The sequence below is a fragment of the Agromyces zhanjiangensis genome (assembly GCF_040496055.1).
Classification (GTDB): Bacteria; Actinomycetota; Actinomycetes; order Actinomycetales; family Microbacteriaceae; genus Agromyces; species Agromyces zhanjiangensis.
In genome coordinates this window covers 322577-334709 of record NZ_JBEPKB010000001.1, presented here as the reverse complement: position 1 = coordinate 334709, position 12133 = coordinate 322577, and the positions used below count along the sequence as shown (strand labels likewise).

The 12133-nt window shown below is 71.2% G+C and carries 12 protein-coding genes; 4 read left to right on the top strand and 8 right to left on the bottom strand.

The genetic code is table 11. The annotated features are described in order from the left end of the window. Positions 1-115: 115 nt before the first annotated feature. A complete protein-coding gene (locus ABME02_RS01600) occupies positions 116-799 on the bottom strand; it encodes a class I SAM-dependent methyltransferase (protein ID WP_353813516.1) in 684 nt (227 codons plus the stop codon). A gap of 58 nt (positions 800-857) precedes the next feature. Next, positions 858-1502 (bottom strand): TetR/AcrR family transcriptional regulator, encoded by a 645-nt coding sequence (locus ABME02_RS01595; protein ID WP_353813515.1) that lies wholly within the window; start codon positions 1500-1502, stop codon positions 858-860. A gap of 43 nt (positions 1503-1545) precedes the next feature. Between ABME02_RS01595 and ABME02_RS01590 the strand changes: the two genes are divergently transcribed. Further along, complete coding sequence (locus ABME02_RS01590; protein ID WP_353813513.1) at positions 1546-2145, top strand: dienelactone hydrolase family protein; 600 nt, start codon at positions 1546-1548, stop codon at positions 2143-2145. Positions 2146-2282: 137 nt separating this feature from the next. After that, the gene (locus ABME02_RS01585; protein WP_353813512.1) at positions 2283-4649 is read left to right on the top strand and encodes an arylsulfatase; all 2367 of its coding nucleotides are present in this window, start codon (positions 2283-2285) and stop codon (positions 4647-4649) included. A 53-nt stretch (positions 4650-4702) separates the two neighbouring features. On the opposite strand, the gene ABME02_RS01580 is transcribed toward ABME02_RS01585, so the two are convergent. Both ABME02_RS01580 and ABME02_RS01575 read right to left on the bottom strand, forming a co-directional pair. Next, positions 4703-4960, bottom strand: coding sequence for a DUF4190 domain-containing protein (locus ABME02_RS01580; RefSeq protein ID WP_353813510.1), 258 nt, complete (start codon positions 4958-4960; stop codon positions 4703-4705). Between the two features lie 152 nt (positions 4961-5112). Continuing rightward, a complete protein-coding gene (locus tag ABME02_RS01575; RefSeq protein ID WP_353813509.1) occupies positions 5113-6555 on the bottom strand; it encodes an amidohydrolase family protein in 1443 nt (480 codons plus the stop codon). A 168-nt stretch (positions 6556-6723) separates the two neighbouring features. On the opposite strand from ABME02_RS01575, the gene ABME02_RS01570 reads away from it, so the two are divergent. Continuing rightward, positions 6724-7437 (top strand): SDR family NAD(P)-dependent oxidoreductase, encoded by a 714-nt coding sequence (locus ABME02_RS01570; RefSeq protein ID WP_353813507.1) that lies wholly within the window; start codon positions 6724-6726, stop codon positions 7435-7437. A gap of 78 nt (positions 7438-7515) precedes the next feature. On the opposite strand, the gene ABME02_RS01565 is transcribed toward ABME02_RS01570, so the two are convergent. Beyond that, positions 7516-8385, bottom strand: coding sequence for an NAD(P)-dependent oxidoreductase (locus ABME02_RS01565; RefSeq protein WP_353813506.1), 870 nt, complete (start codon positions 8383-8385; stop codon positions 7516-7518). After that, complete coding sequence (locus ABME02_RS01560) at positions 8382-9764, bottom strand: M24 family metallopeptidase (RefSeq protein WP_353813505.1); 1383 nt, start codon at positions 9762-9764, stop codon at positions 8382-8384. The genes ABME02_RS01565 and ABME02_RS01560 overlap by 4 nt, the downstream gene beginning before the upstream one ends. A 148-nt stretch (positions 9765-9912) precedes the next feature. On the opposite strand from ABME02_RS01560, the gene ABME02_RS01555 reads away from it, so the two are divergent. Next, positions 9913-10608 (top strand): helix-turn-helix domain-containing protein, encoded by a 696-nt coding sequence (locus tag ABME02_RS01555; protein ID WP_353813504.1) that lies wholly within the window; start codon positions 9913-9915, stop codon positions 10606-10608. A 62-nt stretch (positions 10609-10670) separates the two neighbouring features. Here the strand turns inward: ABME02_RS01555 and ABME02_RS01550 are convergent, their stop codons facing one another. Continuing rightward, positions 10671-11726 carry a zinc-dependent alcohol dehydrogenase gene (locus ABME02_RS01550; protein WP_353813822.1) on the bottom strand — a complete coding sequence of 352 codons (1056 nt, stop codon included), beginning with the start codon at positions 11724-11726 and terminating at the stop codon, positions 10671-10673. Positions 11727-11731: 5 nt separating this feature from the next. Continuing rightward, positions 11732-12043 (bottom strand): Dabb family protein, encoded by a 312-nt coding sequence (locus ABME02_RS01545; protein ID WP_353813503.1) that lies wholly within the window; start codon positions 12041-12043, stop codon positions 11732-11734. Positions 12044-12133: the final 90 nt, after the last annotated feature.

The window sequence follows — 12133 nt, the reverse complement described above, 5'->3', positions numbered from 1 at the left end:
TCGGCCGAGGGCGCTGGGTGCCGAGCGTTTGGACGAAGTTAGGCGGCCGGGGCGGGTGCCGAGCGCCCGATTCCGTCCGAACGAGGGCGGCTGCGGCGGGGGTCGCGGGGCCGGATCAGCGCGCGCGGCGAGCGAGGAGGGTCGAGTCGTGCACCTCCATGGGCTCGCCGGCCCGGACCGTCGTGCGGGGGCGCTGCTCGACGACGAGCGCCTCGAAGCCGTCGGGCAGCCCCGGCAGGAGGTCCGCCGCGAGGAACATCGCATCGCGGTGGCTCGCCGACAGGTGCTCGAAGGCAGCGGATGGCGCGTGCCCGACCACGAGCAGGTACCCGCCCGGAGCGACCGCGCCGGCCAGGCGGCGCACGACGTCGACCATCCCGTGGTCGGGCGGATGCAGGAAGTGCGTCGTCACGAGGTCGAACGACCAGCCGTCGGCGTCGAAGGTGCGCGCGTCGACCTGCCACCACTCGGTGCGGTCGGCGACCCCGGCCACCGCGGCGTGCTCGGCCGCGCGGGCGAGGCCGTTGGCGGAGAAGTCGGCGCCGGTCACTCGCCATCCGCGCTGCGCCAGCCAGATCACGTCGCCGCCCTCGCCGCAGCCGACGTCGAGCGCCGTGCCGGGTTCGAGGGCGGATGCCTCGGCCACGAGCTGCGCGTTCGGGTTGCCGCTCCACCGGGCCTCGTCGCCGGAGTACGCCTCGTCCCACGCGGGCGGCTCGAACATCTTCGGGCCGTCGGCGTCGCCGCCGGCGTGGTGATGGCCGCTACCGTGCGCGTGCTCGTGCTCGTGTCCGGCCATGCGGCATCCTCCCGGTCGCTCCCGCCAGCGTACGTCGGCCCCCGGCGCACGCCGCGTCTCAGCGCGCGCGGCCGGAACCCGACACGAGCCCGTCGAGCAGCCAACCGAGGCCGCGTTCGAAGACCTCGTCGCCGCTCCATCGTGAGATCGGCTCGCTGAGCTCGGCGGTCACCCCGCCGAACTCCGCCGCGCGCTCTCGCCCGCGACGACCGCGGGCCGCCGGGTCGGGGTCCCCGGTGCGCCCGGTCTCGAACGCCGCCGAGCCGATCGTGTGCACGAGGAGGACCTGGAGCCCGGTCACCGCCGCCGGGCCGTCGAGGCCGGCCTCGCGAAGGGCGCCGAGTGTCACCTCGCCGAGCCGGAGCGCGTTCGGGCCGACCGACTGGCGCACCAGCGCGAACGGCACGAGGTCGGGGTGGGCGAGCAGCTCGCGCCGGCTGTCGCGCATGACGCGTTCGATTCGGGCGCGCCATCCGTCGTCGGTCGGGGTGGCGACGCCGCCGAGCGTCGCGTCGATGAGTTCGTCGACGAGCGCGGCCTTGTCGGCCACGTGCGCGTAGATGCTGTTCGGGGCGACGCCGAGCCGGTCGGCGACCCGTCGCATCGAGACGGCGTCGAGCCCCTCCGACCGGAGCAGGTCCATCGCGGCATCCGTTACCTGCTGCCGGGTGAGGCCGGCTCGTTGCCCCGCGGTTCGTCCCATGTCGATATTGTACGCCGACCAATTTAAATGTACACTGTCCAATATGAACGAGATCCTCCTCTTCCACCACGGCCAGGGACTCACCGACGGAGTCCTCGCGTTCGCCGAGACGCTGCGCTCGGCGGGTCACCTCGTGCACACGCCCGACTACTACGACGGCAAGGTCTTCGCCACGCTCGACGAGGGCGTCGCGTACCGTGACGAGATCGGCATCCCCGAGCTGGCGAACCGCGCGGTCGCGGCGGCGCAGTCGTTGCCGACCGACCTCGTCTACGCCGGCTTCTCGCTCGGAACCGGCCCGGCCCAGCTGCTCGCGCAGACCCGGCCCGGCGCGCGCGGCGCGCTGCTCATGTCGGGCTGCCTCCCTGCAGCGGCCTTCGAGACGCCGTGGCCGACCGGCGTCCCGCTCGCGGTGCACACGACCGAGCAGGACCCGTGGGTCGACCTCGACGTCGCGCGCGGGCTCGTCGCCGAGGCGCACGGCGACCTCGAGCTCTATCCGGGGTCCGCGCACCTGTTCGCCGACCCCACGAACGCCGATCACGACGCCGAGCTGGGCGCTCGGCTCGAGGCATCCGTCATCGAATGGCTCGAGGTCGTCGACCGGACTCGGCAGGCGGCACCGGTTCAGCAGGCCGGATGATCTGCTGACCGCTCGATCCGTCGATCACGGCCTTCGGTCACTCCGCAAGGGACCGAAGGCCCGCAGGCCCCGGCGGCGCCTTGTTAGGTTCCACGGGGGCCGCGGCGCCGCGGCCCCGGGCGAGTCTGGGGGAGACCATGTCCGAGGAACCGCAGCTGCACGAGTACCGACCCGGGACCACGTTCCCGGGCGTGATCGGGCGGACGTTCGACGAGTCGTCGCCGGCGTGGCCCGAACCCCTGCGTGCCCACGAGGGCGCGCCGAACGTGCTGTTCATCGTCATCGACGACATGGGCTACGGGCAGCTCGGCTGCTACGGCAGCCCGATCCGCACGCCCAACATCGACCGCATCGCGGCCGGCGGCATCCGCTTCGCGAACATGCACACGACCGCACTGTGCTCGCCGTCGCGCACGTGCATCCTCACGGGTCGCAATCACCACTCCAATCACATGGCGGCGATCACCGAGACCTCGACGGGCTTCCCCGGGTACGACGGCAACGTGCCGTTCGAGAACGGGTTCCTCGCGGAGATCCTGAAGGGCGAGGGGTACAACACCTTCGCGCTCGGCAAGTGGCACCTCACGCCGACCGACCAGGCGACTGCGGCAGGGCCCTACGATCGGTGGCCGCTCGGCCGCGGCTTCGAGCGGTACTACGGGTTCCTGGGGGGCGACACGCACCAGTACTACCCGGAGCTCGTGCACGACAACCACCGCGTCGAGCCGCCGAAGACGCCCGAGGAGGGCTACCACCTCACGGAGGACCTCGTCGACCGGGCGATCACGTTCATCGCCGATGCGAAGCAGGTCGCCCCGACCAAGCCGTTCTTCACGTACTTCGCCACCGGCGCGATGCACGCGCCGCACCACGCGCCGAAGGAGTTCACCGACCGCTACGCCGGCATGTTCGACGACGGCTGGGACGTCTACCGCGAGCGGGTGTTCGCGAAGCAGAAGGAGCTCGGCCTCGTGCCCGCCGACGCGGAGCTGTCGCGGCACGATCCCGACGTGCAGGACTGGGACTCGCTCTCCGCCGATGAGCGCCGCCTGTACTCGCGCATGATGGAGGTCTTCGCCGGCTTCCTCGAGCACACCGATCACCAGATCGGCCGACTGCTCGCCTTCCTGGAGGAGCTCGGCGTGCTCGACGACACGCTCATCATGCTGATCTCCGACAACGGCGCGAGCGCCGAAGGCGGCCCGACCGGGTCGATCAACGAGAACAAGTTCTTCAACTTCGTGCCAGACTCGCTCGAGCAGAACCTCGCCGCGATCGACGACCTCGGCGGGCCCAAGTACTTCAACCATTACCCGTGGGGCTGGACGTGGGCCGGCAACACCCCGTTCCGGCGGTGGAAGCGCGAGACGTACCGCGGCGGCATCAGCGATCCGTTCATGGTGCAGTGGACGAACCGCATCCCGGCGCGCGGCGAGATCCGGGCCCAGTACGCCCACGCCATCGACATGGTCCCGACGGTCCTCGACCTGCTCGGCATCGAGCCGCCCACCTCGATCCGCGGCGTCACGCAGTCACCGATCGAGGGTGTCAGCTTCAAGGACGCGCTCGTCGAGGCATCCGCTCCATCCGCCCGGACGACCCAGTACTTCGAGATGCTCGGTCACCGCTCGATCTACCACGACGGATGGCGCGCCGTGTGCCCCTGGCCCGGAACCTCGTTCACCGAGTCCGGGCGCGCGTTCGGCGACCCGATCACCGCCGACGTGCTGCGCGAGCTCGACGCCGACGGGTGGGAGCTTTACCACGTGGCCGAGGACTTCGCGGAGAACCACGACCTCGCCGCGCAGTATCCCGACAAGCTCGTCGAGCTCATCTCCCTCTGGTACGTCGAAGCCGGCAAGTACAACGTCCTGCCGATCGACGGGCGGGGCCAGCAGCGCTTCGCCGAGCAGCGGCCCGTGATCGCGAAGGACCGCTCCAGGTACGTCTACTTCCCGCACACGTCCGAGGTCGCCGGCAGCGCCGCACCGCGGCTCGTGAACCGTCCGCACACCATCAACGCGCTCGTCGAGATCCCGGATGGCGGCGCCGAGGGCGTCATCGTCAGCCAGGGCGGCGTCGACGGCGGCTACAGCCTGTACGTCAAGGACGGGCGGCTCGTCTACACGTACAACTACGTGGCCGCGGAGTACTTCCACGTCACGAGCGACACCGACGTGCCGACCGGCAGGCACATCGTCAGCATGGAGTTCGCGCCCACGGGCCAGCCGAGCATCCGCGAGGGCAAGGGCACGCCGGCCACCGTCACGCTCTTCGTCGACGGCGAACCCATCGGCAGCGGCGACCTGCCGGTCACCATCCCGATCATGCTCGGTCTCGCGTCGGGGGTGTCGGTGGGGCTCGATGCCGGTGCGCCGCTGACGGATGCCTACGACGCGCCGTTCGAGTTCACCGGCACGATCCAGCGCGTCGTGTTCGACGTGTCGGGCGAGCACATCGTCGACCACGAGGCGGAGCTGCGGGCCGCGCTGGCGCGGCAGTAGGACGCCGCGGAGCGCGGCCGGGCGGCGGGGTGCCGAGGCCCCGCCGCCGGCCGCTAGCTGTCGGCGGAGATCGCGAGCCCGCCGAAGATCAGGATGAACATCGCGGTGAGCCCGCCGAGCGCGACCGCGATCCATCCGATGATGACGGCGGCGAGGGCGAGCCCCCGACCCTTCTCGCCCGTCTTCTTGATCTGCGACAGGGCGATGTGGCCGAAGATCAGACCGAGGATGACGGTGAACCAGACGGTCACGAATCCGATGATCGCGAAGACGTTCCAGCGGTCGGTCTGCGGGGTGGTGGCAGCAGTCATGGCGCGAGGCTAGCGTGGGCCGCCGCGGTGCGACACGGGTCGAAGGGCCCGCCGTGAGCGTCATCCGCGCATGATGGAGGCCCGGCCGCCTGGGGGATCGGGCCGGGCCTCCGGTTCGCGATCGTCGGGGGTGCGATCGCCCGCGCGCCGGGTCAGTGCGCGTGCTGTGCGTCGCTCCGTCGGTACTGGTAGGGGTTGCTGAGGATCTCGGTCTCCGGGATCTCGGGGTTCATGCCCGCCTTCCAGGTCTCCTCGCCGAGTTCGCCGCGGAGGTAGTCGACCGTGTTCTCGAGCTTCGACCGCACCGACGGCAGGTCGCCCGCGACGAGCTTGCCGTCGAGCTTCACGGCCTCGCCGCCGACGAGCACGGTGTGCACGTCGCCGCGACCCGCCTGGTAGACGACGTGACCGTAGGGGTTCACGATCGGCACCATGGTCGGCGAGTCGTCGTTCTTGATGAGCACGACGTCGCCGAGCTTGCCGGGCTCGAGGCTGCCGATCTCGTCCCACTTGCCGAGCGCCTTGGCACCGCCCCGTGTGGCCCAGTCGACGACCTCCTCGACGCGGATGGTCGCGTGCGTGACGGTGTCGCCGGCCTGGTGCGCGATGTAGTGCTCGAGCGACCGGTCCGCGCCGATCGTGGTGCGCATCGCCGAGAACATGTCTGCGCTGAACCACACGCTCGTGTCGACCGAGAGCGAGGTCGGGATGCCGTGCTTGCGCAGCGCGTGGGCGGGCGGGTAGCCCTGACCGCAGGTCTGCTCGCTCTCGGTCGAGAGCGAGACGGTGCCGCCCGTCGCGGCGATCATCTGGTACGACTCGTCGCTCAGGGTCGCGGCGTGCACGTACACGTTGCCGGGCTCCATGACGCCGTGCTCGTACATGAGGCGGATGCCGTTGTCGTTCGTCGCGCCCCACACGCCGGCGTGCGTGGTGACCTTCAGGCCGAGCTCGCGCGCCGTGTCGAACGCGGGCTGCTCGGGGAAGCTCTCGTCGCCCGGGACGTCGAACGCGATCTGGGCGCCGAAGAGTCGGGAGTCGTCGCGCGCGCGCTCGATGAGGCCGCGGATCGCCGGATCCTGCGTCCACTCCCACGGCGCCTGCGCGAGGTTGCCGTACGCGAGGACGAACCGCCCCGGCGAGGTCGCGAGCGCCTCGTAGGCAGCCTCACCGTGGTCGATCGTGCGCAGGCCGTGCGACCAGTCGACGGCGGTCGTGACGCCGGACTCGACGGCGTCGAGCGCCGAGACGAGGTTGCCGGCCGCGACGTCCTCGGGTCGGAACTTCATGCCGTGCTCGAGGTAGTACCAGACGAAGTACTGCGTGAGGGTCCAGTCGGCGCCGTAGGCGCGCATGGCGGTCTGCCACATGTGGCGGTGGGTGTCCACCATGCCAGGCATGAGGATGCCGCCCTTCGCGTCGATCTCGAAGGCGCCGTCGGGTGCCGCCACGTCGGTGCCGACCTCGGCGATCTTCCCGTCGATCACGAGGACGTCGCCCTCGGGGAGCACGGTGTGGGCGTCGTCCATCTTCAGGACGATCCCGTTGCGGAACACGATGGGTTGGCCGGGCTGGGGTGCCGGGGTGCCGCTCATTCTGACGCTCATCCTCCTTGACTCGCAGTCGTGCGCGTCGTCGCGCACGCCGCCGAGACGGCGTCGGCGGCGGGTGGGCCGCTTGACTTCGACCGAATCGGTCGGCTTGACTCAGGTTAAGCAATGCTGCACAACGATGTCCAGTAACACTTTCAGGAGGCCTGAGCGGTGGGAGACAACGCGAGGACGATCGTCATCGTCGGCGGAACGTCGGGAATCGGCCTGGAGCTCGCACGCGACACGATCGCGCGCGGCGACCGCGTGGTGATCACGGGGCGCGACCAGGAGCGCACCGAGGAGATCGCCGCCTCGCTCGGGCCGGAGGCCACGGCGGTCGCGCTCGACATCTCCGAACCCAAGACGATCGCCGGGCAGCTCCGCTCGATCGGCGACGTGCACGGGCTCGTGCTCGCGGCGATCGAACGCGACCAGAACACCGTCCGCGACTACGACATCGATCGCGCCACGCGGCTCGTCACGCTGAAGCTCATCGGCTACACCGAGACCGTGCACGCCCTGATCGACCGGCTGGAGCCGAGCGTCGACACCGGCATCGTGCTCTTCGGCGGTCGTGCGAAGGACCTGCCCTACCCCGGTTCGACGACCGTCTCCTCCATCAACGGCGGGGTTATGGGCCTCGTCAACACGCTCGCGCTCGAGCTCGCGCCGATCCGCGTCAACGCGCTCCACCCCGGCATCATCGGCGACAGCCCGTTCTGGGCGAACAAGCCCGAGGGCGTGCTCGAGCAGTACGAGCGCCGCACGCCCGGCGGCAAGCTGGCCACGATGGCCGACGTCGTCGACGCGGTGCAGTTCCTGCTCCGCAACCGCGGGGTCTCTGCGGTCAACCTCTACGTGGACCGCGGCTGGAGCATCACCTAGGCGCGAGGTCCGGCCCGCGCTGTCCAGCCTCAGCGCACGCCGACGCCGCGCCCGCCGACTCGGACGCGCCGCGCCGGCTCAGAGCAGGTCGCGCCGGCTGACCTCCGCGATCGCACTCCAGTCCGCGTCCTTCAGGTCGGGATCGGCCATGGCGCGTTCGAACACCTCGATCAGCGCGGGCAGGGTGGCGAGCGTCACGCCGCCCGCCTCGGCGACCTCCTGGGCGAGCCCCAGGTCCTTCCGGCCGAGCGAGATGTGGAATCCGGGCGGCGTGTAGCGCTGCTCCGCGATGATGCCGCCGTAGCCCCCGTAGACGACCCCGCCGAACAGCGTGCTCGAGAGCAGCTCGACGAACTGCGCGGCCGGGACGCCCTGGCGCTCGGTCATCGCGATCGACTCCCCGAGGGCCTGCATCGCGTGGATGATGTTGTAGTTCACCGCCGCCTTCACGGCGTTCGCAACCGAGGGCCGCTCGCCGAGCCGCCAGATGCGCGACCCCATGGCCTCGAGGTACGGCAGTGCGGCGTCCACCGCGTCGGTCGGCCCCGCCGCCATGATGTTGAGCTGCCCGGCCGCCGCGACGGCGGGCCGGCCGAGCACGGGCGCCGCGACGTACACGGCCTCGGCGCGGTCGAAGCGCTCGGTCAGGCGATCGGCGAGCGCGGGGCTGATCGAGGCCATCATGACGTGCGTGCGACCGGCGGCGGCGCGGATCGCGTCATCCGTCAGCACCGCCTCGACGGCCTCGTCGTTGGCGAGCATCGCGAACGAGACGTCCGCGGCGAGGGCATCGGCCGGCGTCGCCGCTCGCTCGGCGCCTGCCGCGACCAGCTCCTCCACGGCATCGGGGGAGCGGTTCCACGCGACGACCGCATGGCCCTCGTCGACGAGCCGGCGCGCCATCCCGCTGCCCATCGTGCCGAGGCCGAGGAACCCGAGCGTCGTCACGCCTCCCCCCGGCCCCACGTCGTGTTGCGGTGCGACTGCGAGTCGCGTTCGAGGTTCAACGGCCCGTCCACCGTGTAGTACCTGCGGCCGGCGACGATGAGCTCCTCGGCCGGGAACTTCGTGATGACCTCGCAGCCGTCGGCGGTCACGACGACCTCCTCCTCGATGCGCGCGGCGCCCCAGCCATCGGCCGACGGCCAGTACGTCTCGAGCGCGAAGAGCATGCCCTCCTCGAGCTCTTCGGGGTGGTCGAGGGAGGTCAGCCTCGAGAAGATCGGCTTCTCCCAGATCGACAGGCCGACGCCGTGTCCGTACTGCAGGGCGAAGGCTGCCTCCTCGTCGGGGAAGCCGAACTCCTGGGCCGTGGGCCAGACCTTCACGATGTCGGCCGTCGTCGCGCCGGGTTTCACGAGCGCGATCGCGCGGTCCATGTACTCGCGCGCCCGCGTGTACGCGTCGCGCTGGGCCGAGCTCGCCGACCCGACGGCGAACGTGCGGTAGTAGCAGGTCCGATAGCCGTTCCAGCTGTGCAGGATGTCGAAGAACGCCGGGTCGCCGGGGCGGATCAGCCGATCGGAGAACACGTGCGGGTGCGGCGAGCAGCGCTCGCCGGAGATGGCGTTCACGCCCTCGACGTACTCGGACCCGAGGTCGTAGAGCGTCTTCGCGACGAGCCCGACGGCCTCGTTCTCGCGGACGCCGGGGCGGAGGAACCGGTAGAGCTCCTCGTACGCGGCATCCACCATCGACGCGGCCTGGGTGAGCAGCCGGATCTCGTCGGGCGTCTTGATGCGCCGCGCCTCCATGAAGAGCTGCTGGCCGTCGACGACGTCGATGCCCTCCTGCTGCAGTGCGAAGAGCACGGGGAGCTCGATCACGTCGACGCCGAGCGGCTGGTCGGCGACGCCGAACTTCTCGAGCTCGCGCTTGACCTTCTTCGCGAGCCCTCGGGCGATCTCCGCGTCGGGCGGGAAGGCGCCGCGGAGCGTGGAGATGCCCGCACGGGCGCCCGACTCGAGCCGCGGGCGCTTCGCGCCCTCGTGCGGGGCGTTGGGGTCGGCATCCATCTCGGCCGTCGTCAGGTCGAGCCAGGGGTTGTAGAGCGCGTGGTGCTTGGCGGCCGAGCCGAAGTCCCACACGATCGGGTCGGTGTTGCGGGTGAGCAGGGCGAAGCGGATGAGCTTGTCCATCGCCCACGTGCCGATGTGGGTCGCGCTCATGTACCGGATGTTCGAGAAGTCGAACGCGAGGACGGCGCCGAGATCGGATGCCTCGAGCTGCGCCTTGAGCCTCGCCAGGCGGTCGTCGCGGAGTCGCGCCATATCGACGCGCTCCTCCCAGTCGACGGCGTTGGGTCCGGTCGAACCGGTGCTCTTCATCGAGACCTCCTTGACGTTTCCTCCGCGCGCCACTGTACGCCGCGTACAGCACAGCTTAACATTTCGCGCCCTGTCGAGCCCTAGAATGGCGTCGACGGCCGGGCCGGAAGCGGGCGTACGCCGCAGCCCGGGGAACAGGGGAGCACACATGGCGGACAGCCTCGGTGAACGCCTTCGCGAAGCACGCCTGCAGCGCGGACTCAGCCTGCGGAGCGTCGCGCAGGCGCTGGGCGTCTCGGCCAGCCTCATCTCGCAGGTCGAGATCGGCAAGACGCAGCCGTCGGTCGCGACCCTGTACGCCCTGGCCAACCACCTCGGTGCCTCACTCGACGACCTGCTCGGCATCGGCGCGCCGGGCGGGGCGCCCGCGCCGTTCTACGGGCATCGCGGCCCGGCACTGCCCCCCGTCCAGCGCGCGGCCGAGAATCCCGTCATCGAGATGGAGAACGGGGTGCGCTGGGAGCGCCTCGCGGTCGGCAGCAGTGGCCCGGCCGACGCGCTCCTCGTGACGTACGAGCCCGGCGCGAGCAGCTCGGTCGAGGGCAAGCTCATGCGCCACGCGGGCGTCGAGTACGCCTACCTGCTCGAGGGGCGGCTCACGCTGCACCTCGAGTTCGACACGTACACGCTCGGGCCCGGCGACTCGCTGGAGTTCGACTCGGTGCGCCCGCACCTCTACGTCAACGAGGGCGACACGGTCGCGAAGGGCGTCTGGTTCGTCGTCGGACGGCGCCAGCAGAACCAATCGATGCCGCCGGCGCCCGGGTCCGACACGGCGAGCGGCTCGCCGGCCATCGGCTCGGCCGTCGACGTGCTGCGCTCCATGGACGAGCTCGGGGCCTGACCCGTCGTCGTCGGCCGGCTCCGGCGGGCTCGGTGCGCCGCCGCGGATGCCGGCGCGCGGCGCTACCCGCGGACGTGCACCGCCGGCCGCGCCTCGGAGATCCACGGGTCGACGAGCGTCTTGATCCGGCGAGGACCGCCGCGCAGCATCGGCTCGAGCGCATCGACGGCGACGCGCTCGAGCGGGATCGCCTCGCCCGCGATATCCGACCAGTCGGGCCTCGTCGCGAGCAGGCGCACCGCCTCGGGGAAGTCGGTCGCGAAGACGTGCGCGACCGTGCCGACGACGAGGAACTCGCCGAGCGTCACCCGCGCCAGGTGCAGTTGCGGCTCACCGCGCTGCACGCCGACCGGCACGATCGTCGCGCCCGGCTTCGCGGCCTCGATCACGGAGGCCAGGCCGGGCGCCGATCCGCTGACCTCGAAGAACACGTCGGGTTCGATGCCGATGCCCTCGAGGTGCTCGGCGAGCGGCGTGGTGCCCGCGCGGAGCGACGCGGCCGCCCCGAGCCGCTCGGCGAGCTCGAGGCGTTCGGCGTTCGGGTCGACGACGAGGACGTTCGCGCCCGTCGCCGCGGCGGCGAACGTGATGAACGCGCCGATCCCGCCGACGCCGACGATGACCGCGTGCTGTCCCTCGAAGAGCCCGCTGCGGCGCACCGCGTGCACGCCGATCGCCATCGGCTGCGCGAGGCCCAGCGTGTCCATCGGCAGCCCCGAGTCGGACACGTCGAGCACGATGCCCGCGGGGGCGGTCACGTACTCCGCGAGGCCGCCGTCGCGATGGAACCCGATCGTCGTGTAACTGCGGCAGAGGTTCGTGCGCCCCTGCCGGCACGGCCCGCACTCGCCGCACGAGACGCCCGCTCCGCACACCACGGTCGCGCCGACCGCGACCGAGGTCACGCCGTCGCCCACCGCCTCGACGGTGCCGGCGAACTCGTGACCGAGCGTCACCGGCGGCTGCGCGAGCACGAGGCCGCGACCGTACTCCGTCGCGTCGCTGCCGCACACGCCGCAGACGCCGACGCGGATCAGCACCTCACCGGGCCCGGGCTCGGGCACGGGCACCTCGTCGATGCTCAGGCGCCCGACGTCGTGCAGCACCGCGGCGCGCATGGAGCTCACCGGAACGAGCCCTCCTCGACCGGCAGCTGGACGGCGCTGCGCTCCGCGATCATGCGGCCGAGCAGCCGGTCGTAGACGGCTTTGTGCGACGGGTGGTCGAGGTAGGCGTCGAGCCCCGCGGCATCCTCGACCAGCGCGGCGACGCCGAAGTCGGCACCCGCGGGCCGCAGGTGCAGGTTCGGGCCCGCGGCGTAGGAGCGGATCTCCGGGATGCGGCCGGCCATCTCGAGGAGGGCGTCGGTGAGGTCCGCGACATCCGTCTCGGTGACGTCGTCCTTCCAGCGGAACGTGGCGATGTGGAGGATCATGGCTCCTGCTCTCGTCGTCGAGGAGTGTTCACCCTCGATGAACAACGAGGGCTCGTTTCGTCCAAATTATCAGCGAAACGGCGCGCCGGT